The organism is Ramlibacter sp. GS1-15 (assembly GCF_057785015.1).
In genome coordinates, this window is record NZ_JBYNTU010000001.1 from 1,683,728 (window position 1) to 1,704,209 (window position 20,482).

Consider the following 20,482-nt stretch of genomic DNA (forward strand, 5'->3'; position numbering starts at 1 on the left):
GGTGAGCCATGGGTACATCGACGATCTGGGTGGGTACGCGCAAGGGCCTGTTCGCCGCCAGGCGCACGGCTGCCGGCTGGAAGCTCGGGGCGCCGCGCTTTCCGGGTGAGCCCGTGTCGCAGTTCCTGCGCGATCCGCACACCGGCGCGTGCTACGCGGCGCTGCGCCTGGGCCATTTCGGCGTGAAGCTCTCGAAGAGCGAAAACGGCGAGGGCGAATGGAAGGAAATCGCCGCGCCGGCGTTCCCGCCCAAGCCCGCGGAAGGCGAATGGAAGGACGACGCGACGCCGTGGACCGTGGACATGGTGTGGGGACTGGAAGCGGGGCCGGGCACCTTGTGGGCCGGTTGCCTGCCGGCGGGCCTGTTCAAGTCCGGCGACGGCGGCGCGAGCTGGCAACTGGTCGAGAGCCTGTGGCTGCGGCCCGAGCGGCGCGAATGGATGGGCGGCGGCTACGACCATGCCGGCATCCACTCGATCGCGATCGATCCGCGCGATCCCCGTCACCTGACGATCGCGATCTCCTGCGGCGGCGTGTGGCAGACGCGCGATGGCGGCGAGACCTGGGCCAACTCGTCGAAGGGCATGGTCGCGGACTTCATGCCGCCCGAGCGCCAGGAGGACGGCAACATCCAGGATGTGCACCGCCTGGTGCAATGCGCCGCGAACCCCGACGTGCTGTGGGCGCAGAACCATTTCGGCATCTACCGTTCCGCCGATGGCGGCATGCAGTGGCTGCGCATGAAGACGCCGCAGCCCAGCGACTTCGGCTTCGCGGTGGCCGTGGATCCGCGCGATCCGCAGGCCGCGTGGTTCGTCCCCGCGCATTCGGATGCGCAGCGCATGCCGGTGGACGGCCGGATGGTCGCGACGCGCACCCGCGACGGCGGCGCGTCCTTCGAGGCATGCGGGTCAGGCCTGCCTTCGCACGACGCCTACCACCTCGTGTATCGCCACGCACTCGCGGTGGGCGACGACGGCGCCACGCTGGCGATGGGGTCCACCACCGGCGGGCTGTGGGTCAGCGAGGATGCGGGCGCGACATGGCAATGCCTGTCGCGCGACCTGCCGCCCATCGCGGTCGTGCGCGTGGGCTAGCAGGGTCAGCCGAAGTCGCTCAGGATTTCGCGCTCTTCTTCGCGGCCTTCTGGTCGGCTTCGGCGCGCTTGATGTCGGCCTGGGCCTTGTCATAGGCGGACTTGGCGTCCTTCTCGCAGGCCTTCTTCTCGTCGCCCTTCATGGGCTTGCACTTGTCCTTGGCCGCCTTGTAGTCGGCCTTGGCCGTCTTCTTCATGGCCTTGATGTCGTCCTTGGACTCGGTCGAGGCCATCGGTGCAGTGGTGGACGGCGCCGTGGTCGAGGCGGAAGGCGCGGATGCAGCGCTGCTGGTGCTGGGAGCCTTTTGGGCGAAGGCCGAGGCGCTCAGGCCGAGGCACAGGGCGGCGGCGATGGCGATGACGTTTTTCATGGTTCCTGTTTCCTGTGAATGAGAGCCGGAGATCCCGGCCCTCTTCATCAACGCATTTGCGCAGGAACGCGTTTGTAGGACGACACCGATTTCTCGCGACTGACGCTAGAGCGGCCCTTCGAACATGAGCACGTCGACCTCGTCGCCCGGCTCGACCGTGCCTTGCCCGTGATGCAGCACGATGAGGCCGTTGGCCTGCACCATCGAGCTGAGCACACCCGAGCCCTGGTTGCCCGTCGTGCGCACTTCGGGCTTGCCCTCGGATGAGGTGGTGACCCTGCCGCGCTGGTATTCGGTGCGACCGGGCTTCTTGCGCATGCGCTCGAGGCTGCGGGCCCTGAGGTACGGCTGGGCCGGCGCGTTCGCCCCCATCATCTTCAGCAGTGCGGGGCGCACGAAGGCAAGAAAGGTGACCATCACCGCGACCGGATTGCCGGGCAGCCCGAACAGCACGGAAGAGCCGATGCGTCCCACCGCCATGGGCCGGCCCGGCCGCATCGCGATGCGCCAGAACGCGACGTCGCCGAGCTTGGCCATCATCGCCTTCGTGAAGTCGGCTTCACCGACGCTGACCCCGCCGCTTGTGATGATCGCGTCGGCCTTTTCCGCGGCTGCACGGAAAGCTTCCTCCAGCCGCGCCGGGTCGTCGCGCACGACCCCGAAGTCGATCACCTCGCAGCCGAGCCGCGTGAGCATGCCGGACACGGTGTAGCGGTTGCTGTCGTACACCGCGCCTTCGCGCGGCGGCTCGCCCAGGCTGAGGATCTCGTCGCCGGTGGAGAAGTACGCGACGCGCAGTCGGCGGCGCACCGGAACCTGCGCAATGCCGAGGCTCGCGACGAGCCCGCAGGCCGCGGGTCCGATGCGCGTGCCGGCGAGCAGGGCGGGGCGGCCTTGCATCAGGTCCTCGCCCTTCAGGCGGCGGTTGTCGCCGGGCCGCACGGCTGCGGCGGCAAAGGTCACGCGGCCATCGGCGGCGACCTGCGTGAACTCCTGGGGCACGACGGTGTCCAGGCCCGCCGGCATGATGGCGCCGGTCATGATCTTCACGCATTGGGTCGCCCCCACGGCGCCTTGCCATGCTTTGCCCGCGAGCGCAGTTCCGACGACCTCGAGCGACAGCGTGGCGCCGGCGGCGAGCTGCGAGCCGTCGAAGGCGAAGCCGTCCATCGCCGAGTTGTCGTGCGGCGGGACCGAAAGCGGCGAGACGATGTCCTGCGCCAGCACGCGGCCGAGCGCATCGAAGACCGAAACGGATTCGACCTCGCGAACGGGCTCGACGAGGTGCGCGAGGAATTCGTTCACGGCATCGGCGCTCAGCGCCTTCGGGTCGTAGCCCTGCAACTGCGCCGCGATCTCGGCGAGGCTCAGCATTGAGTAACCTCCGCCCTGCGGGCTGCGGTGCTATGAGCCTTCGGAGCGGCCGTGCGGCTCATGGCTTTTCGAGCTCATGCAGCTCGGCGAGCGTGTTGGCGTTGGCGAAGGCGCGGGGGGAATCGCCGGGCGCATCGAAAGGCACGACGGCGACGCGGTGCTGCGCCGTCCATTGGTCGATCTTGCGCCCGCCGGCGTGCGTGAAGGCCACCAGGCTTTCCAGGAGCTCGAGGCGCATGAGGCAGAACACGGGCTGCGTGCGCAATTGCCCGTCATCTTCACGCGCGGCGGCCATGGCGATCTCCGCGTCCTGGTCGTGCGCCGCTTGCGCGAGCCGCTCGACCATGTCATGAGGGAAGAGAGGCGTGTCGCACGGCACCGTGACCAGCCACGGCGTTTCGCAGTGTTCCAGCGCGGTGAGGAAGCCCGCGAGCGGGCCGGCGTAATCGGGCAGCACGTCGGGCCACACCGGCACCCCGAAGGACTCGTAAGCGCCGAGATTGCGGTTCGCGTTGATCAGCACCTGCCCGACCTGCGGCGAGAGGCGCATCAGGGCGGCGAGCGCAAGCGGCATGCCGTTGAAATTCTGCAGGCCTTTGTCCACGCCGCCCATGCGCGAGCCGCGGCCGCCGGCGAGGATCACGCCCGTGATGTCGTTCCGCTCGATCATCCGCCGATGTAGCTCATCTCGACACGGCGCCGGCCGGCGCGTGCGTCCGGCGGCAAGCTCGCGCGCAGTTGCGAATAGCGGTCCTCGCGCTGCTGCCAGATGTGGCCGATGGCCGAGGCGATCTGCTCGTCGCTGACACCGCCGCGCAACAGCGAGCGCAGGTCGTGGCCCTGGGTCGCGAAGAGGCACAGGTACACCTGGCCCTCGGTCGACAGGCGCGCGCGGTTGCAGTCGCCGCAGAACGCCTGAGTCACGCTGCTGATCACGCCGACCTCCCCGCTGCCGTCCGCATAAGCCCAGCGCTGCGCCGTCTCGCCCGGTGCGGCCGCTTCGATCGGGACGAGCGGCATCTCGCGCTGGATCATTGCGATCACTTCGGCCGAGGGCACGACTTCGTCCATGCGCCAGCCGTTCGTCGCGCCGACGTCCATGTATTCGATGAAGCGCAGCACCATGCCGGTGCCCTTGAAGTGGCGCGCCATCGGCAGGATCTCGTGCTCGTTGGTGCCGCGCTTGACCACCATGTTGACCTTGATCGGGCCGAGCCCCGCTTCGCGCGCGGCGGCGATCCCCTCGAGCACTTCGGCCACCGGGAAATCGACGTCGTTCATGCGGCGGAACACGGTGTCGTCCAGCCCGTCGAGGCTGACGGTGACACGATTCAGGCCCGCGGCCTTCAAGGCCTTCGCCTTGCGCGCGAGCAGCGAACCGTTGGTGGTCAGCGTGAGGTCCAGCGGCTCGCCATCCACCGTGCGCAGCTGCGAGAGCTGCCCGATGAGGACCTCGATGTTCTTGCGCAGCAGCGGCTCGCCGCCGGTGAGGCGCAATTTGTGCACGCCGTGCAGCGCGAACAGGCGGGCGAGCCGCGTGATCTCCTCGAATGTCAGCAGCGCGGCGTGCGGCAGGTACGGGTAGTCCTTGTCGAAGACTTCCTTGGGCATGCAGTAGCTGCAGCGGAAGTTGCAGCGGTCCGTCACGCTGATGCGCAGGTCGCGCAAGGGACGGCCGAGCTGGTCGGACAAGAGGCCGTTCGGCGCGATGGCGCGCTCGGGCAGCGCCGCCGCACGGGCAGCGATGCGCTGGTCCACCAGGGGGATCACGCGTTCGGCCATGTGCCTATTGTCCCGCAATCAGACGCAGCGGGCTCCGTCCACTTCGATACACACGCCGGAGATGAACGCGGCCTCGTCGCTCGCCAGGTAGAGGGCGGCGTTCGCCACGTCCAGGGCGGTGGAAAACCGCCCGAGCGGGATGGTCGCGAGGAATTTCGCACGTCGCGCCTCGTCCACGGGACCGCCCGCGAATTCCGCGGAAAGCCCGGTATCCGGGTTGAAGACGGGGTTGATGCAATTGACCCGGATGTTGTCGGGGCCGAACTCGGCCGCGAGCGACTTGCTGGTCGTGATCACGGCCCCCTTGGAGCCGTTGTACCAGGTCAGGCCCGGGCGCGGGCGGACCCCGGCCGTCGACGCGATGTTGATGAACGAGCCGCCCTTGTTCGCGCGGAAGGCCGGCACCGCGTGGATCGTCGCGAGATAGATGCTCTTGACGTTCACGGCATAGACCCGGTCGAACTCGACTTCGCTCACTTCGAGCGCGGGGCGGTTGCGGTGCGTCCAGCCCGCGTTGTTCACCATCACGTCGAGCTTGCCGTACTGCTTGACGGCGGCGTCGACCAGGGCCTTCACGTCGGCCGATTTGGTGACGTCACCGGCGACGAACATGGCTTCGCCACCCCCGACCTCGATCTGCGCGACCACGCGCTCGCCCGCGTCGCGGTTGATGTCGTTCACGACCACTTGCGCGCCTTCCTGCGCCAGCCGCTTCGCGATGCCTTCGCCGATGCCGCCGCCCGCGCCGGTGACGATGACGGATTTGCCTTTGACTCGCATGTGTGTACTCCTGGATCAGCCGTGCTTGATGGCGACGGTTTTCAACGTGGTGAAGCCGTAGAGGGCTTCGAAACCTTTCTCGCGGCCGTAGCCCGAGGACTTCACGCCGCCGAAGGGAAGTTCGACGCCGCCGCCAGCGCCGTAGTTGTTGATGAAGACCTGGCCGCTCTTCACGCGCCTGGCCATGCGCAACTGCCGGCCGCCGTCGCGCGTCCAGATGCCGGCGACCAGGCCGAACTTCGTCGCGTTGGCGAGCTGCACGGCCTCATCCTCGTCCCGGAAGCTCATGGCCGCGAGCACCGGGCCGAACACTTCCTCCTGCGCGAGGCGGTGCGTGACCGGCACGTCGCGCAGCAGCGTCGGCGCCTGGTAGTAGCCGCTCTCGGGCGCCTCGTCGACGATCTGGCCCTGCGCCACCATCGGAATCTCCGCGTGCTGCGCATCGGACAGGAAGTCCCACACGCGCTGCTGCTGGGTCTGGCGGATCAGCGGGCCGACGTCCAGGTCCATCGCGGCGGGGCCGACTCTCAGGTTCTCGAAAATCTTGCCCAGCCGGTCGAGCAGCGGCTCGTAGATCGACTTCTGAACGAGCAGGCGCGAACCCGCAGAGCAGGTCTGGCCGGCGTTCTGCACGATCGCGTTGATGACGACCGGCAACGCGGCATCGAGGTCCGCATCGTCGAAGACGATCTGCGGGCTCTTGCCGCCCAGCTCCAGCGTCACGGGGCAATGGCGTTCGGCTGCGACCTGCTGGATCAGCGTGCCCACGCGCGGGCTGCCCGTGAAGCTGATGTGGTCGATGCCCTCGTGGCGTGCGAGCGCGTCGCCGACTTCATGGCCGTAGCCCGTCACGATGTTGATCGCGCCGGCGGGAAAGCCGATCTCGGCGGCGAGCTGCGCCACGCGGATCAGCGACAGGCAGGCATCTTCCGAGGGCTTGACCACGCACACATTGCCGGCGGCAAGCGCACCGCCCACGCTGCGGCCGAAGATCTGCATCGGGTAGTTCCACGGAATGACGTGGCCCGTGACGCCGTGCGGCTCGCGCCAGGTGAGCACGGTGTAGCCGTCCTGGTAGGGCAGGGTCTCCCCATGCAACTTGTCGCACGCACCTGCGTAAAACTCGAAGTAGCGCACCAGTGCCAGCGCATCGGCCTTGGCCTGCTTGGTCGGCTTGCCGCAATCGCGCTGCTCGATCGCCGCGAGCTCCTCGGCGTGATCCGCGATCTTGTTCGACAGGCGCATCAGCAGCCGCCCACGTTCGGCCGCGCTCAACTTGCTCCAGACCGACTCGTAGCAGCTGCGCGCGGCGCGCACCGCGACGTCGATGTCCTCGCTGGTGCCGCGCTGGATCTCGTCGTAAGCCTGCCCGTCGGACGGGTCGATGACCGGGATCGTGCGACCGCTGGTCGAGGCCTGCGTCTGGTTGGCGATGAAGTGGAATTGCATGGCGCGATTTTGCGCCATGCACGAGCGTGGGGTTATGCGCCGACAGGGGCGAACAGGTCGCTGTGTTCCTTCAACCAGCGCTCGGATGCGGCGCTGTCCTGCTGGCGCGGATGGAAACCAGCACGGAAGTATTCGCGCCAGGGCTTGTACAACTGGCGCACCAGCCCGCGCCGGCCGAACAGGAACGAGGCTGCGGATTTCCAGGTGCTCCATTGCCAGAGCGTTCCATCACGACGCAGGTTGTGGATCGTCTGGCGGATCGTGTCGCCGAGGAAGATGGAGGTGACGCGCCGGAACCAAGTGACGCGCCATTCGTGGCTGCCGCCCATCGCCACGTAGATGTCGAACGCGGTGCTCTTGTGCTCCGACTCCTCGGCGCTGTGCCACAGCCACAGTGTCTTCAGGCGCGGGTCCTGGTCCCCGAGCAGGTCGGCATTCTTCAGCAGCCAGTCGGCCAGGATCGCCGTGAAGTGCTCGTTCGCCGCGGTGATCGCCACCGCGTGACGTGCATCGAGCCCCTCCAGCTGTTTCAGGCGCTCGAGGGCGCGCGCCTCCCAACGGTTCTCCAGTCCCGATCTTTCGAGATGGGCGTTGTAGAGCGAGTGCAGCCGCCGGTGCGTCGCCTCCTGGCCGATGAAGCCTTGCACTTCGGCGCGCAGCGGTTCCTGCTGGTCGGCCGACAGCGACTTGAATCCGTTGCGGACGGCATCGATGAAGAACTGCTCGCCGACGGGGAAACTCATCGAGAGCGCATTCAGCAGGGCCGTGCGGAACGCGTCGCCCGCACACCAGTGGCGGGGAATGGGGGCTTCCATGTCGACGAGCAGGCGGCGGACGACGAGATCGGTCATGGAATGATATGGTACGACGTAGTACCATGCCGGTCAAGAAGGGAATGACAATCGCGCCATGGCTGAAGTGCAGACCGCGAACCGTGAACACCGCACCCGAGTGCTCGAGGGCATGGCACATGCCGTGTCCCGCAAGGGGTACGCCGAGACGACCATCGCCGACATCGTCGGCGAAGCGAGCGTATCGCGCCGCACGTTCTACGAGCACTTCACCTCCAAGACCGAATGCCTGATCGCGCTGTACGAGGCGGCCAGCCACAACGCGCTCAAGGTGCTGCGCGGCGCGATCGATCCCTCGCACGAATGGCAGACACAGGTTGAGAGGGCCTTGCGCGCCTACCTGGAGGGCATGGCGTCGAACCCGGTGCTCGTGCGCACGCTGTTCATCGAGATCCTGCACCTCGGACCCGAGGGCCTGGCCGCCCGCCGGCGCGTCAACGACGAGATCGCCGGCCTGATCCTGCAGGTGGTGAACCGCCGCGGGGGCGAAGAGACCATCACGCGCGACATGGCGATGGCCATCGTCGGCGGCATCAACGAGCTGGTGCTCGAATACATCGAGCAGGACAAGGTGACGCGGCTCGGGGAGCTGGTCGAGCCGGCGAGCCGGCTGGTCCACCTGGTCACGCGCCAATGAAGAAGGCCCGCGTGAGCGGGCCCTGAAAGTTGCGCGCAGGCGCCCTATTTCGCCGTCGGCGAACCCGCGGGGGCGACGACCGCGGGCGGCGTCGCGACGTGCGGTGCCGCCGCGGCGTCCGCACCGTGGAATTTCACCACCAGCGGCACGATCAGCAGCGCGACGATGTTGATGATCTTGATCAGCGGGTTGACGGCCGGGCCAGCCGTGTCCTTGTAGGGATCGCCCACCGTGTCGCCGGTCACTGCGGCCTTGTGGGCTTCGCTGCCCTTGCCGCCATGGTTGCCGTCCTCGATGTACTTCTTGGCGTTGTCCCAGGCGCCGCCGCCCGTGCACATGGAGATCGCGACGAACAGGCCCGTGACGATCGTGCCCATCAGCAGGCCGCCGAGCGCCTTCGGGCCGAGCACGAGGCCGACGACGATCGGCACGGCCACCGGCAGCAGCGACGGGACGATCATTTCCTTGATCGCCGCGCGCGTGAGCATGTCCACCGCCACGCCGTACTCGGGCTTGGCCGTGCCTTCCATGATGCCCTTGATCTCGTGGAACTGGCGGCGCACTTCGACCACCACGGAACCCGCGGCCCGGCCGACGGCTTCCATCGCCATCGCGCCGAACAGGTAGGGAATCAGGCCGCCGATGAACAGGCCGATGATCACCATCGGGTCCGACAGGTCGAACGAGATCGAGCGGCCGAAGCTCTCGAGCTTGTGCGTGTAGTCGGCGAAGAGCACCAGCGCGGCCAGGCCGGCGGAACCGATCGCGTAGCCCTTGGTCACGGCCTTGGTCGTGTTGCCCACGGCGTCGAGCGGGTCGGTGATGTCGCGCACCTCATGCGGCAGGTCGGCCATTTCGGCGATGCCGCCGGCGTTGTCGGTGATCGGTCCGTAGGCGTCGAGCGCCACGACGATGCCCGCCATGCTCAGCATCGAGGTCGCCGCGATCGCGACGCCGTAGAGGCCGCCGAGCGTGTACGACACCATGATGGACGCGCACACGAAGAGCACCGGCCATGCCGTGGAACGCATCGACACGCCCAGGCCCGCGATGATGTTGGTGCCGTGGCCGGTGGTGGAGGCCTGCGCGATGTGGCGCACGGGCGAGTACTGCGTGCCGGTGTAGAACTCGGTGATCCACACGAGCAGGCCGGTGAGCGCCAGGCCCACGACGCAGCAGCCGAACAGGCGCAATTGCGTGCCCGTGGCCGTGATCGAGTTGTCGGGCATCAGCCAGGTGGTCACGAAGTAGAAGGCGACCAGCGACAGCACGCCGGCGATGGCCAGGCCCTTGTACAGCGCCGGCATCACGTTGCGCATGCCGGGCGAAGCCTTCACGAAGAAGCAGCCGATCACCGAAGCGACGATCGAGACGGCGCCCAGCGCGAGCGGGTACATCACCGCGCTGGTGCCCGCGTTCGTGACGAGCAGGGCGCCCAGCACCATGGTCGCGATGAGCGTCACGGCGTAGGTCTCGAACAGGTCGGCCGCCATGCCGGCGCAATCGCCGACGTTGTCGCCCACGTTGTCGGCGATCACGGCCGGGTTGCGCGGATCGTCCTCGGGGATGCCGGCCTCGACCTTGCCGACCAGGTCGGCACCCACGTCGGCGCCCTTGGTGAAGATACCCCCGCCCAGGCGCGCGAAGATGGAGATCAGCGAGGCGCCGAAGGCCAGGCCGATCAGCGGGTTGAGCAGCGAGGCGAGGTTCGAGTCGGGCTTGAGGTTGCCATTGCCGGCCAAGAACCAGTAGAAGCTCGTCACGCCCAGCAGGCCCAGGCCCACCACCAGCATTCCGGTGATCGCGCCGCCGCGGAACGCGACGTCCAGCGCCGGGCCGATGCCGCGCGTCGCGGCCTGGGCCGTGCGCACGTTGGCGCGCACCGACACGTTCATGCCGATGAAGCCGCACGCGCCGGAGAGCACGGCGCCGATGATGAAGCCCACGGCCGTGGTGCCGTCGAGGAAGACGCCGATGAGGATGGCGAGCACGACGCCCACGAGGCCGATCGTCTTGTACTGCCGTGCGAGGTAAGCCGCTGCGCCCGCCTGGACGGCGGCCGAGATTTCCTGCATCCGGGCGTTGCCCGCGTCACGAGAGAGGATCCAGCTGCGTGCCCAGATGCCGTATGCGACGGCGATGAGGCCGCAGACGAGCGCCAGCACGAGCGCCGAGTTGCCAGTCATACAAGTTTCTCCTGTCGAGTATGTGTACGTTGCGAAGAGGTGCCACGCTAGCGGCACCACCGCTGCGTTGCTTCCTCTTGGCTTTCCACACCGGGAAACCCAGATTGGCCAACGGGCGGACTATACAGGCGAAAAAGTGACGGATTCACGTCTGTGGCGGGGATGCAAGGACCACGAAAGTAAAATCAGGGTTAATCCCGATCTCCGATCTCACTGACTCACCACAAGAAAATCCCATGTCCCTCGACCAAGTCACCCCCGGCAAGCATGTTCCCGACGCGTTCAACGTGATCATCGAGATCCCGATGAACGCGGACCCCGTGAAGTACGAGGTCGACAAGGAAACGGGTGCCATCTTCGTCGACCGCTTCATGAGCACGTCGATGCACTACCCGACCAACTACGGCTACGTGCCCAAGACGATCGCGGGCGACGGCGACCCGGTGGACGTGCTGGTCATCACGCCCGTGCCGCTGATCCCGGGCGTGGTCGTTCCCTGCCGGCCGATCGGCATCCTGAAGATGGAAGACGAGGCCGGCGAGGACGGCAAGGTGCTCGCGGTGCCGATCGACAAGGTGCTCGCCATCTACACCCAGTGGCAGAAGCCCGAGGACCTGAACCCGCTGCGCCTGAAGACCATCGCGCACTTCTTCGAGCACTACAAGGACCTCGAGCCGGGCAAGTGGGTCAAGGTGATCGGCTGGGAAGGCCCCGAGTCGGCCAAGAAGGAAGTGCTGGACGGCATCGAGAGCTACCGCAAGCAGCACGGCTGACGCGGCTCACGCCTGGACGCGCCGGAACGGCGTTCGGTGCTCCAGGTGCTCCAGGTAGTCGTCGATGCCGCGGCCCTCGCGCTCGAGGAAGCGCTCCACCGCGTCGGCGAAAGCCGGGTGGGCGAGCCAGTGCGCGCTGGTCGTCTTCACCGGCATCAGCGCCCGCGCCATCTTGTGCTCGCCCTGGGCGCCGCCCTCGAACCGCTCGAAGCAATGCGCGATGCACCAGGCGATGGGCTGGTAGTAGCAGGCGTCGAAGTGCAGGCAGTCCACGCGTTCGAGCGCGCCCCAGTAACGGCCGTAGGCGGCCCGGGTGTCGGGGTCGATGGCGATCAGGCTGGACGCGATGGGCTGGCCGCCGCGCTCGGCGATGAAGAGCAGCCAGTTCTCCGCCATCTCGTGCGCCATGCGCCGGAAGAAGTCGCGTGTCAGGTAGGGGGCGTTGCCGTGCTCGTAGTACGTACGCTCGTAACAGCGGTAGAAGAAATCCCAGTCCTTCGCGCTGATCCCGCGGCCGCGCGACCAGCGGAAGGTCACGCCGGCATCGGCAACCTTGCGCTGCTCCTGCCGGATCTTCTTGCGTTTGTCGTGCGCGAGGCTTGCGAGGAACGCATCGAAATCCGCCCAGGTGCTGCTGGTCCAATGGAACTGCACGTTGTGGCGGAGCATGAGCCCCGCCTGCGCGCAGGCCGCGGCATCCTCGTCGCTGCAGAAGAGCAGGTGCAGGGAAGAGAGCTTCTCCTTGCGGCACCACTCGACCAATGAATCCACGAGTGCGCGCCGCGCGGCCGGGTCGCGCGCGATGAGGCGCGTGCCCGGCACGGGCGTGAAGGGGCTGGCGACCAGCGCCTTCGGGTAGTACTCGAGCCCGTGCTGCTCGTAGGCGCTGGCCCAGGCCCAGTCGAAGACGTACTCGCCGTACGAGTGGGACTTGAGGTAGAGCGCGCAGGCCGCGTGCAGTTCGTCGCCGCGCCACAACGTGAGCCAGCGCGGCGTCCAGCCCGTGCGCGGGACGGCGCTGCGGCTGTCGTTCATCGCGGCCAGGTACTCGTGGCGCATGAAGGGCGTGGGCTCGTGCTGTCGTTCGAGCAGCGCGTTCCATGAGGCGGCATCGACCTCGCCCGGTGTGCCCGTCACCCGGATGACATAATCGTTCGAGTCGTTCCTCACTCGCCCATGTCCCTCAAACTCTGCATTGCCCAGCTCAATTTCCTCGTCGGCGACACGGCGGGCAACGCGCAGAAGATCATTGCCGCGGCGAAGGCAGCATACGCGCAGGGCGCGCGCCTCGTGCTCACGCCGGAGCTGTCGATCTGCGGCTATCCCGCCGAGGACCTGCTGCTGCGTCCCGCCTTCATCGCCGCCTGCGATGATGCCGTGAAGGCGGTGGCCCGCGAGCTTGCGGGGTTGAAAGGCCTGCACGTCGTGGTCGGCCATCCCATGGGTGGCGACGTCCGCACCAAATCCGTGGCCGTGCAGCGGCGCTTCAACGCGGCCAGCGTGGTGAGCGAAGGCCGCGTCATCGAAACGTATGCCAAGCGCGAACTGCCGAACTACCAGGTGTTCGACGAGCGGCGCTATTTCACGCCGGGGCAGGGCAGCTGCGTGTTCCAGGTCGAGGGCATCAGCGTCGGCCTCATCATCTGCGAGGACGCCTGGTTCGAGGAGCCGGGCCTGCTCGCGAAGGAGGCCGGCGCGGAAGTGCTGATCGTGCCGAACGCGTCGCCGTTCCATGTCGGCAAGACAGGCGAGCGGATCGCGCGCATGGCCGAACGCGCGCTCGCGCTCGACGTGCCGGTGGTCTATGCGCACCACGTTGGCGCGCAGGACGAGATCGTGTTCGACGGCGCCTCTTTCGCCGTCGCCGCAGACGGCACGCTCGCGACGCGGGCACCGAGCTTCCAGGAAGACCTGTACATGCTGCAACTGGAGCGCGTGCAGGACCGGGTCGTCGTCTCCGGCCCGATGGCGCACGACCGCAGTGCGGAGGCGGAGCTGTGGGACGCACTGGTGCTGGGCGTGCGCGACTACGTGCGCAAGAACGGGTTTCCCGGCGTGCTGCTGGGGCTGTCGGGCGGCATCGATTCGGCGCTGGTCCTGGCGATCGCCGTCGACGCGCTCGGTCGCGACAAGGTTCGCGCCGTGATGATGCCCTCGCCCTACACGGCCGACATCTCGTGGATCGACGCGCGCGACATGGCGGCGCGCCTGGGCGTGCGCTACGACGAGATTTCCATCGCTCCCGAGTTCGAGGCGTTCAGGCGCTCGCTCTCGAAGGAGTTCGAGGGCCTGCCGGAGGATACGACCGAGGAGAACATCCAGGCGCGCATCCGCGGCGTGTTCCTGATGGCGCTGTCGAACAAGTTCGGCAGCATCGTCCTGACCACCGGCAACAAGAGCGAGATGGCCACCGGCTACTGCACGCTGTACGGCGACATGGCCGGCGGCTTCGCGGTGATCAAGGACGTGCTGAAGACGACGGTGTTCCGCCTGGCGCGCTGGCGCAACGTGCACGATCCGTACGGCACCGGGATCAGCCCGATCCCCGAGCGCATCATCACGCGCCCGCCCAGCGCCGAACTGCGCCCCGGCCAGGTCGACCAGGACAGCCTGCCGCCCTACGAGATCCTCGATGCGGTCCTGGAGCGCTACATGGAGGACGACCAGGGGATCGAGGAGGTGATCGCGGCGGGTTTCGATCGCGCGGTGGTGGAGCGTGTCGCGCGCCTGATCCGCATCAACGAATACAAGCGCCGGCAGGCGCCGGTGGGCATCCGCGTCACGCACCGCAGCTTCGGCAAGGACTGGCGCTATCCCATTACTGGTAAATTCAATGCCTGACCTCCGGAAGAGAACATGAAGCAGATCACCGCCATCGTCAAACCGTTCAAGCTCGAGGAAGTGCGCGAGGGCCTGGCCGAATGCGGCGTCACCGGCCTCACCGTGACCGAAGTGAAGGGCTTCGGCCGGCAGAAGGGCCACACCGAGCTCTATCGCGGCGCCGAATACGTCGTCGACTTCCTGCCGAAGGTCAAGGTGGAGGTGGTGGTGAAGGACGGCGACGTCGACCGCTGCGTCGACGCGATCGTGAAGGCCGCGCGCACCGGCAAGATCGGTGACGGCAAGATCTTCATCACCAGCGTCGAGCGCATCGTACGCATCCGCACGGGCGAGATCGACGAGTCGGCGATCTAGATTTCCGACAGGTCGGAATGAGCCGGGCCCGGCTTGCGGGCGCCGACCAGTTCCGGCAGCAAGGTGTCCACCCCGGTGCCCACGTGCACCAGGTCCATCTGCCAGTCGTTCATGAACTCGTGCTTCACCGTGGCCGAGAGGAACGCCAACAGCGCGTCGTAGTAGCCGGCGGCATTGAGCAACCCGACCGGCTTGTCGTGGTAGCCGAGCTGGCGCCAGGTCCACACCTCGAAGAACTCCTCCATCGTGCCGATGCCGCCGGGCAAGGCCACGAAGCAGTCGGCGCGCTCGGCCATCAGGCGCTTGCGCTCGTGCATGTTCGGGACGATGTGCAGCTCGGTGCAATCGCGCTTGGCCAGTTCGCGCTCGACCAGCGCCTGGGGGATGACGCCGACCACGGTGCCGCCCGCGCGCAGCGTGGCGTCGGCGACGATGCCCATCAGCCCCGCGTTGCCGCCGCCGTAGACGAGCTGCCCGCGGTGCTGCCCGATCCACGCCCCGACGTCCACGGCGATGCGCTGGAATTGCTCGTCCGCGCCCAGCCGCGAGCCGCAGTAGACGCAGAGGGAAAAGGCGGGCACCGTCATGCCCAGAACCTCTGGCAGATCGCGGCGATCCAGGTGCCTGCGCACAGGAGCAGTGCCAGCAGCACGGCGGCGCTGCCCATGTCCTTGGCGCGCTTGGAGAGGTCGTGCCATTCGGGACCGATGCGGTCGATCGCCGTTTCGATCCCCGTGTTCAGGAGCTCGACGATCATGACGAGCAGGACCGAGCCGGCGAGCAGCGCAACCTCGACCCAGCTGCGCCCGAGCCAGAACGCGGCCGGGACCAGCACGATCGCGGCGATCGCCTCCTGCCGGAATGCGGTTTCGCCCCAGCCTGCGCGCAGGCCCGCCAGGGAAAAACCCGCCGCATGCCAGACACGATCGAGGCCGGTGCGCAGCTTCTGCTGTTCGGCGGGGGAAACGTACTTCGGGGGTGATGACGACATGCGCGGATTGTCGCGCACGCGCGTGACGGTTCAGGCCGGAACGAGCCGGGTGCCTGCGACCGCGTCATGCCAGAACTGGCGTTGCGGATGGAGGCGGCTGGACAGCGCCCACAGCAGCACCCACGCCAGGACGGCCCCGCTGCTCACCGACAGTGCCGACGAGATCGAGTGCGAGTAGGGTTTGAGCGCGGCCACGATCGCGAGCGGCGGCGCGACCCACACCCAGGCGAGGACATAGCGCACGCAGGCGCGCCCCCAGGACAGCGGCTGGCCTGCGGCGGTGACGATGCGGATGCGCCAGGCACGCATCGCGAGCGTCTGGCCGTTGCGCCAGCAGTAGATGAAATAGCCGCCGATCGCGAGGAAACACAGGGCCAGCAGGACGGGCCGCTGGTGCGGCAGGCCCGGCGCGGCGCTCGTCACAAGGGAGAAAAGGGCGACGACGAGAAGCGTCACGGCGGCGACCACGAGCCCATCGTAAAGCAGGCTGCCCAGCCTGCGGGACAAGGGGGGCGTGCCCACTAGTCCGTTCCGGCGTGCGGCGGCAAGGACGACGGCGGCTGCGGCTGGACGGGCTGCTGCGGCTGCACCGCTGGAGCCGGGGCGGGCGCGGGCTGCGGTGCCGGTGAGATGGCGGGCGTGCGCTGGGGCAGCAGCGTGTTGTGGTCGACCTGGTTCGCCGCGATGCGCGGCGCCTTGGTCGCAGGCGGCTGGTGCGTCCGCGGCACGGTGGCGAGCTTCTCGGCGGGCACCGGCCTCACGGCCGCGGCCGTAGCGGGCGGCTTGGCTGCCTTGGCCGCGAGCTTTTTCTTTTCCTCGGGCGGCAAGGCCTGGTACGCCTCCCACTTCGCCTTCTTGTCGTCGGGCGAAATCTTCTGCGTCGCGCCGTAGTTCAGCCGCGCGATGGAGCGCTGCTGCGGACTGAGCGTCACCCACTCCGTCATGCGGCTGTGCAGCTTCGCCTGTTCCTCGCCGGACATTTTCGGGAAATTGGCCGAGAGCGCGATCCACTTGCGCTTCTGCGGCTCGTTGAGCGTGTCCCATTGCGCTGCCAGCGGCGCGAGCGCCTGCTGCTGGCCGGGCGCCAGTTCGCGCCACAGCGGATGCGTGGCCGGCCTGGCCATGGCGACGCCCTTGCTGCCGGACTTGCCGGCGGAGGCGGCGGGGTGCGCGGCTGCGGGACGCGGCTGTCCAGAAGCGGAAGCCTGGGCCTGGGGCGCCGGCGCGGCCGGTTGCGAAAGCGACAGGAATGGGTATGCCACCGCGGCCAACAAGGCTGCGGCGGGCAATGCCCAGAGAATCCTGCGAGCGGGAGCTTCAGGCGGTGTCATGCGCTGGCCCGCCGCCTATTCCGCGCTGGACTGTTTCAGGAACTGGACGAAGCCGGAATCGGCGTAAGCGGAAGGCGGCAGGTCGTCCGTGAGCAGGGCGGCGTCGACTTCCGCGACTTCGTTGGCGCGGCGCTCGTTCTGGATCGAGTGGATGAGGACCAGCCCGCCGACGAGGGCGACCAGCGGCAGCACCGATGCGATGCGGTTCCACCAGGGCATCTGCTCGTCCGCCGTGAGCGTGGCGGCGCTGCCCGACGCGGCCACGACCGCGGCGGTGCGCAGCCCGGCCACGCGTTTGCGTTTGGCGACGGCCTGCATGCGGGCGGCGCGCAGGCGTTCAGTAACCTCGTAGGGCAGCTCCTGGGCGCCGGCGGCCAGCCGCACGGCGACCTGGCGGCCGAACCGGTCCTGGGGCTGGGTGAGCTGGTAGCTGTTCATAGTTGAATTCCCTTTGCCTTCAGCGCTTTACTGAGGGCCTGGACGGCACGGGAGCAGTGGGTTTTGACACTGCCTTCCGAGCAGCCCATGGCCGCTGCCGTTTCGGCCACGTCCATGTCCTCCCAGTAACGCATCAGGAAGGCTTCGCGTTGACGTGCCGGCAACTGCTGGATCTCCGTTTCGATCTCCCGCAAGATCTGCGCCCGCCGGGTGCTGTCTTCGGCGCTCTCCGCCTGTTGTGAGCCCTCCTCGAAGGAGAAAGTTTCAAGCAGGTCGAAATTCCCGTCGTCGTCGGCTCCCTCGAAGTCGCTCATGTTCGAAAACAGGGCGTTGCGCGTCTTCTGGCGGCGGAAGAAATCGAGCGTGCAGTTGGAGAGGATCCGCTGGAACAGCATCGGCAGCTCGCCCGCCGGCTTGTCGCCGTAGTGCTCGGCGAGCTTCATCATCGCGTCCTGCACGATGTCCAGCGCCGCTTCCTCGTCGCGCACGTGGTAGATCGAGCGCTTGAAGGCCCGTTTCTCGACGCTCTTGAGGAAGTCGGAAAGTTCTCGTTCTGTTGCCAAGGAATTCCGGGCTGTTGCGCGCCCTCGGGGAAATGCGGCTATCGGGCCTTCGTATGCACGCGGCACAGCTGCGGCGGGCGCGATTATCGCATCGCGTAAGCGAAGGTTTGCGGACAACCGTGCTGCAGTGCGATAATGCGCGGGCAAGTCAAAAGGCAAACGAGCCTTGGTCCGGCGGCGCAATCGGCCCGCCCATGGCCACTGGTTCTAAGTCCCATACCGGCCTCACAAGGGTCCGCGAGGGGCACCCAAGGTTTTCTCTTTGAGAAATTCGCAAAGGTTCAACATGGAAATCTCGAAAGCGGAGGTCGCCTCCGCGGCGGCCGCATCGGCCGCCCAGCACGCCAATTCCCCCGAACTGCGCGGCTCGGAAATCCTCGTCAAGGCGCTCCAGGCCGAAGGCGTCAAGTACGTCTGGGGCTATCCCGGCGGCGCGGTGCTGCACATCTACGACGCGTTCTACAAGCAGGACACGATCCAGCACATCCTGGTGCGCCACGAGCAGGCGGCGGTGCATGCGGCCGACGGCTACGCCCGGGCAACGGGCGACGTCGGCGTGGCGCTGGTCACATCGGGTCCCGGCGTCACGAATGCCGTGACGGGCATCGCCACCGCCTACATGGATTCCATCCCGATGGTCATCATCACCGGCCAGGTGCCGGTGCCCGCCATCGGCCTCGACGCCTTCCAGGAATGCGACACGGTCGGCATCACGCGCCCCATCGTCAAGCACAACTTCCTGGTCAAGGACGTGCGCCAGATGGCCGAGGTGCTGAAGAAGGCCTTCCACATCGCCCGCAGCGGCCGTCCGGGCCCGGTGGTGGTGGACATCCCGAAGGACGTGTCGTTCAACAAGACGCCGTACACGGGCTATCCCGACAAGGTCGAGATGCGCTCGTACAACCCGGTGCGCAAGGGCCATGGCGGACAGATCCGCAAGGCCCTGCAGCTGCTGCTGGCCGCCAAGCGGCCCTATATCTACACCGGTGGCGGCGTTGTGCTGGGCAACGCGACGCAGGAGCTGCGCACGCTGGTCAACCTGCTCGGCTACCCGGTGACGAACACGTTGATGGGGCTGGGTGCCTACCCGGCGAGCGACCCGAAGTTCCTCGGCATGCTGGGCATGCACGGCACGCTCGAAGCGAACAACACGATGCAGAACTGCGACGTGCTGCTCGCCGTCGGTGCACGCTTCGACGATCGCGTGATCGGCAACCCCAAGCACTTCTCGCAGAACGAGCGCAAGATCATCCACATCGACATCGACCCGTCGTCGATCTCCAAGCGCGTGAAGGTCGACATCCCGATCGTCGGCGACGTGAAGGACGTGCTCTCCGAGCTGATCTCGATGGTGAAGGAAGCGGGCACGAAGCCTGATGCCGCGGCCCTGGCCGAATGGTGGTCGCAGATCAACGAGTGGCGCAAGCGCGATTGCCTCAAGTACGACCGCAAGAACACCGAGGTCATCAAGCCGCAGGCGGTGGTCGAGACGCTGTGGAACATGACGAAGAACGACGACGTGTACATCACGTCGGACGTCGGCCAGCACCAGATGTGGGCCGCACAGTACTACCGTTTCGACGAGCCGCGCCGCTGGATCAACTCGGGCGGCCTGGGCACGATGGGCGTGGGGATCCCGTACGCGATGGGCATCAAGCTGGCCAAGCCCAAGAGCGAGGTGTTCTGCATCACCGGCGAGGGCTCGGTGCAGATGTGCATCCAGGAGCTGTCGACCTGCCTGCAGTACAACACGCCGATCAAGATCGTCTCGCTGAACAACCGCTACCTGGGCATGGTGCGGCAGTGGCAGGAGCTCGATTACGAGGGCCGCTACAGCCACAGCTACATGGACGCGCTGCCGAATTTCGTGAAGCTCGCCGAGGCCTACGGGCACGTCGGCATCCTGGTCGAGCATCCGCGCGACATCGAGCCGGCATTGAAGGAAGCGCGCAAGCTCAAGGACCGCACGGTCTTCCTGGATTTCCGCACCGACCCGACCGAAAACGTCTTTCCGATGGTGAAGGCCGGCAAGGGCATCACCGAGATGCTGCTCGGCTCCGAGGACCTGTAACCACGCAACCGTAAGGCGGCGAATCCATCGCGTGCCGAGCCCGCTGCTTACCGGCAGCGGGGGAGGGCACCGAAATGAGGAGCCGGAGGACACATGAAACACATCATCGCAGTGCTGCTGGAGAACGAGCCGGGCGCTCTCTCCCGCGTGGTGGGCCTGTTCTCGGCCCGCGGCTACAACATCGAATCGCTCACGGTGGCGCCGACGGAGGACCCCTCGCTGTCGCGCATGACGATCCAGACCACCGGCTCGGACGACATCATCGAGCAGATCACCAAGCACCTGAACCGCCTCATCGAGGTCGTGAAGGTCGTGGACCTCACCGAAGGCAGCTACACCGAGCGCGAGCTCATGATGGTGAAGGTGCGCGCCGTCGGCAAGGAACGCGAGGAGATGAAGCGCATGGCCGACATCTTCCGCGGCCGCATCATCGACGTGACCGAGAAGAGCTACACCATCGAACTCACCGGCGACCAGGCCAAGAACGACGCGTTCCTGGAAGCCATCGACCGCACCGCCATCCTGGAGACCGTCCGCACGGGCTCCTCGGGCATCGGCCGCGGCGAACGGATCCTGCGCGTCTAGTTTCTTTTG

General features: G+C 67.3%; 22 protein-coding genes. 7 read left to right on the forward strand and 15 right to left on the reverse strand.

The genetic code is table 11. The annotated features are described in order from the left end of the window. Positions 1–8 precede the first annotated feature (8 nt). Positions 9–1,097: a WD40/YVTN/BNR-like repeat-containing protein gene (locus AC3EF3_RS08480; protein WP_488531713.1), complete on the forward strand. Its 1,089-nt coding sequence runs from the start codon at positions 9–11 to the stop codon at positions 1,095–1,097. Positions 1,098–1,116: 19 nt separating this feature from the next. Here AC3EF3_RS08480 and AC3EF3_RS08485 read toward each other — a convergent pair whose 3' ends face one another. The 7 genes from AC3EF3_RS08485 to AC3EF3_RS08515 all read right to left on the reverse strand — a co-directional run bounded on the left by AC3EF3_RS08485 (position 1,117) and on the right by AC3EF3_RS08515 (position 7,703). Next, entirely contained in the window at positions 1,117–1,467 is a 351-nt protein-coding gene (locus tag AC3EF3_RS08485) for a hypothetical protein (RefSeq protein WP_488531714.1), read from the reverse strand. Positions 1,468–1,572: 105 nt separating this feature from the next. Continuing rightward, positions 1,573–2,841 carry a molybdopterin molybdotransferase MoeA gene (gene moeA / locus AC3EF3_RS08490; protein ID WP_488531715.1) on the reverse strand — a complete coding sequence of 423 codons (1,269 nt, stop codon included), beginning with the start codon at positions 2,839–2,841 and terminating at the stop codon, positions 1,573–1,575. Positions 2,842–2,899: 58 nt separating this feature from the next. Beyond that, positions 2,900–3,511, reverse strand: a complete 612-nt coding sequence (mobA, locus tag AC3EF3_RS08495; RefSeq protein ID WP_488531716.1) for a molybdenum cofactor guanylyltransferase MobA — start codon at positions 3,509–3,511, stop codon at positions 2,900–2,902. Then, a complete protein-coding gene (gene moaA, locus AC3EF3_RS08500) occupies positions 3,508–4,623 on the reverse strand; it encodes a GTP 3',8-cyclase MoaA (RefSeq protein ID WP_488531717.1) in 1,116 nt (371 codons plus the stop codon). The genes mobA and moaA overlap by 4 nt, the downstream gene beginning before the upstream one ends. An 18-nt stretch (positions 4,624–4,641) precedes the next feature. After that, the gene (locus AC3EF3_RS08505) at positions 4,642–5,403 is read right to left on the reverse strand and encodes an SDR family oxidoreductase (RefSeq protein ID WP_488531718.1); all 762 of its coding nucleotides are present in this window, start codon (positions 5,401–5,403) and stop codon (positions 4,642–4,644) included. A 15-nt stretch (positions 5,404–5,418) separates the two neighbouring features. Next, positions 5,419–6,852, reverse strand: coding sequence for an aldehyde dehydrogenase family protein (locus AC3EF3_RS08510; RefSeq protein WP_488531719.1), 1,434 nt, complete (start codon positions 6,850–6,852; stop codon positions 5,419–5,421). A 32-nt stretch (positions 6,853–6,884) separates the two neighbouring features. Next, positions 6,885–7,703 carry a metal-dependent hydrolase gene (locus tag AC3EF3_RS08515; RefSeq protein WP_488531720.1) on the reverse strand — a complete coding sequence of 273 codons (819 nt, stop codon included), beginning with the start codon at positions 7,701–7,703 and terminating at the stop codon, positions 6,885–6,887. Positions 7,704–7,761: 58 nt separating this feature from the next. On the opposite strand from AC3EF3_RS08515, the gene AC3EF3_RS08520 reads away from it, so the two are divergent. Further along, positions 7,762–8,340 (forward strand): TetR/AcrR family transcriptional regulator, encoded by a 579-nt coding sequence (locus tag AC3EF3_RS08520; RefSeq protein ID WP_488531721.1) that lies wholly within the window; start codon positions 7,762–7,764, stop codon positions 8,338–8,340. A gap of 44 nt (positions 8,341–8,384) precedes the next feature. Here the strand turns inward: AC3EF3_RS08520 and AC3EF3_RS08525 are convergent, their stop codons facing one another. Further along, positions 8,385–10,526 carry a sodium-translocating pyrophosphatase gene (locus tag AC3EF3_RS08525; RefSeq protein WP_488531722.1) on the reverse strand — a complete coding sequence of 714 codons (2,142 nt, stop codon included), beginning with the start codon at positions 10,524–10,526 and terminating at the stop codon, positions 8,385–8,387. Positions 10,527–10,762: 236 nt separating this feature from the next. Here AC3EF3_RS08525 and ppa point away from each other — a divergent pair, with 236 nt between their 5' ends. Continuing rightward, positions 10,763–11,299 carry an inorganic diphosphatase gene (ppa, locus tag AC3EF3_RS08530; protein ID WP_488531723.1) on the forward strand — a complete coding sequence of 179 codons (537 nt, stop codon included), beginning with the start codon at positions 10,763–10,765 and terminating at the stop codon, positions 11,297–11,299. A gap of 6 nt (positions 11,300–11,305) precedes the next feature. Here ppa and AC3EF3_RS08535 read toward each other — a convergent pair whose 3' ends face one another. Next, complete coding sequence (locus AC3EF3_RS08535) at positions 11,306–12,469, reverse strand: GNAT family N-acetyltransferase (RefSeq protein WP_488531724.1); 1,164 nt, start codon at positions 12,467–12,469, stop codon at positions 11,306–11,308. 6 nt (positions 12,470–12,475) lie between these two features. Between AC3EF3_RS08535 and AC3EF3_RS08540 the strand changes: the two genes are divergently transcribed. Next, positions 12,476–14,140: an NAD+ synthase gene (locus AC3EF3_RS08540; protein ID WP_488531725.1), complete on the forward strand. Its 1,665-nt coding sequence runs from the start codon at positions 12,476–12,478 to the stop codon at positions 14,138–14,140. Between the two features lie 15 nt (positions 14,141–14,155). Continuing rightward, entirely contained in the window at positions 14,156–14,494 is a 339-nt protein-coding gene (locus AC3EF3_RS08545; protein ID WP_488531726.1) for a P-II family nitrogen regulator, read from the forward strand. Here AC3EF3_RS08545 and AC3EF3_RS08550 read toward each other — a convergent pair. From AC3EF3_RS08550 to AC3EF3_RS08575, 6 genes are all read right to left on the reverse strand, one after another. Further along, positions 14,491–15,081: an LOG family protein gene (locus AC3EF3_RS08550; protein WP_488531727.1), complete on the reverse strand. Its 591-nt coding sequence runs from the start codon at positions 15,079–15,081 to the stop codon at positions 14,491–14,493. The genes AC3EF3_RS08545 and AC3EF3_RS08550 overlap by 4 nt on opposite strands. Next, the gene (locus tag AC3EF3_RS08555) at positions 15,078–15,485 is read right to left on the reverse strand and encodes a diacylglycerol kinase (RefSeq protein WP_488531728.1); all 408 of its coding nucleotides are present in this window, start codon (positions 15,483–15,485) and stop codon (positions 15,078–15,080) included. The genes AC3EF3_RS08550 and AC3EF3_RS08555 overlap by 4 nt, the downstream gene beginning before the upstream one ends. Positions 15,486–15,515: 30 nt before the next feature. Then, entirely contained in the window at positions 15,516–15,953 is a 438-nt protein-coding gene (locus AC3EF3_RS08560) for an RDD family protein (protein WP_488531729.1), read from the reverse strand. Positions 15,954–16,006: 53 nt separating this feature from the next. Then, the gene (locus AC3EF3_RS08565; protein ID WP_488531730.1) at positions 16,007–16,747 is read right to left on the reverse strand and encodes a DUF3106 domain-containing protein; all 741 of its coding nucleotides are present in this window, start codon (positions 16,745–16,747) and stop codon (positions 16,007–16,009) included. Positions 16,748–16,831: 84 nt separating this feature from the next. Next, positions 16,832–17,254, reverse strand: coding sequence for a DUF3619 family protein (locus AC3EF3_RS08570; protein WP_488531731.1), 423 nt, complete (start codon positions 17,252–17,254; stop codon positions 16,832–16,834). After that, positions 17,251–17,817, reverse strand: coding sequence for an RNA polymerase sigma factor (locus tag AC3EF3_RS08575; protein ID WP_488531732.1), 567 nt, complete (start codon positions 17,815–17,817; stop codon positions 17,251–17,253). The genes AC3EF3_RS08570 and AC3EF3_RS08575 overlap by 4 nt, the downstream gene beginning before the upstream one ends. A 286-nt stretch (positions 17,818–18,103) precedes the next feature. Here AC3EF3_RS08575 and AC3EF3_RS08580 point away from each other — a divergent pair, with 286 nt between their 5' ends. Together AC3EF3_RS08580 and ilvN are read left to right on the forward strand one after the other, a co-directional pair. Beyond that, entirely contained in the window at positions 18,104–19,888 is a 1,785-nt protein-coding gene (locus AC3EF3_RS08580) for an acetolactate synthase 3 catalytic subunit (RefSeq protein WP_488531733.1), read from the forward strand. Positions 19,889–19,981: 93 nt separating this feature from the next. After that, a complete protein-coding gene (gene ilvN, locus AC3EF3_RS08585) occupies positions 19,982–20,473 on the forward strand; it encodes an acetolactate synthase small subunit (RefSeq protein ID WP_488531734.1) in 492 nt (163 codons plus the stop codon). The last annotated feature ends 9 nt before the right edge of the window (positions 20,474–20,482 follow it).

Excerpts from the sequence above, each read along its gene's own strand:
- AC3EF3_RS08515 (WP_488531720.1), bottom strand. The coding sequence starts at position 7,703 with ATGACCGATCTCGTCGTCCGCCGCCTGCTCGTCGACATGGAAGCCCCC.
- AC3EF3_RS08555 (WP_488531728.1), bottom strand. The coding sequence starts at position 15,485 with ATGTCGTCATCACCCCCGAAGTACGTTTCCCCCGCCGAACAGCAGAAG.
- ppa (WP_488531723.1), top strand. The coding sequence starts at position 10,763 with ATGTCCCTCGACCAAGTCACCCCCGGCAAGCATGTTCCCGACGCGTTC.
- AC3EF3_RS08485 (WP_488531714.1), bottom strand. The coding sequence starts at position 1,467 with ATGAAAAACGTCATCGCCATCGCCGCCGCCCTGTGCCTCGGCCTGAGC.
- AC3EF3_RS08540 (WP_488531725.1), top strand. The coding sequence starts at position 12,476 with ATGTCCCTCAAACTCTGCATTGCCCAGCTCAATTTCCTCGTCGGCGAC.
- mobA (WP_488531716.1), bottom strand. The coding sequence starts at position 3,511 with ATGATCGAGCGGAACGACATCACGGGCGTGATCCTCGCCGGCGGCCGC.
- ilvN (WP_488531734.1), top strand. The coding sequence starts at position 19,982 with ATGAAACACATCATCGCAGTGCTGCTGGAGAACGAGCCGGGCGCTCTC.
- AC3EF3_RS08505 (WP_488531718.1), bottom strand. The coding sequence starts at position 5,403 with ATGCGAGTCAAAGGCAAATCCGTCATCGTCACCGGCGCGGGCGGCGGC.
- AC3EF3_RS08510 (WP_488531719.1), bottom strand. The coding sequence starts at position 6,852 with ATGCAATTCCACTTCATCGCCAACCAGACGCAGGCCTCGACCAGCGGT.
- AC3EF3_RS08550 (WP_488531727.1), bottom strand. The coding sequence starts at position 15,081 with ATGACGGTGCCCGCCTTTTCCCTCTGCGTCTACTGCGGCTCGCGGCTG.
- AC3EF3_RS08570 (WP_488531731.1), bottom strand. The coding sequence starts at position 17,254 with ATGAACAGCTACCAGCTCACCCAGCCCCAGGACCGGTTCGGCCGCCAG.
- AC3EF3_RS08545 (WP_488531726.1), top strand. The coding sequence starts at position 14,156 with ATGAAGCAGATCACCGCCATCGTCAAACCGTTCAAGCTCGAGGAAGTG.
- AC3EF3_RS08480 (WP_488531713.1), top strand. The coding sequence starts at position 9 with ATGGGTACATCGACGATCTGGGTGGGTACGCGCAAGGGCCTGTTCGCC.
- moaA (WP_488531717.1), bottom strand. The coding sequence starts at position 4,623 with ATGGCCGAACGCGTGATCCCCCTGGTGGACCAGCGCATCGCTGCCCGT.
- AC3EF3_RS08520 (WP_488531721.1), top strand. The coding sequence starts at position 7,762 with ATGGCTGAAGTGCAGACCGCGAACCGTGAACACCGCACCCGAGTGCTC.
- moeA (WP_488531715.1), bottom strand. The coding sequence starts at position 2,841 with ATGCTGAGCCTCGCCGAGATCGCGGCGCAGTTGCAGGGCTACGACCCG.
- AC3EF3_RS08525 (WP_488531722.1), bottom strand. The coding sequence starts at position 10,526 with ATGACTGGCAACTCGGCGCTCGTGCTGGCGCTCGTCTGCGGCCTCATC.
- AC3EF3_RS08580 (WP_488531733.1), top strand. The coding sequence starts at position 18,104 with ATGGAAATCTCGAAAGCGGAGGTCGCCTCCGCGGCGGCCGCATCGGCC.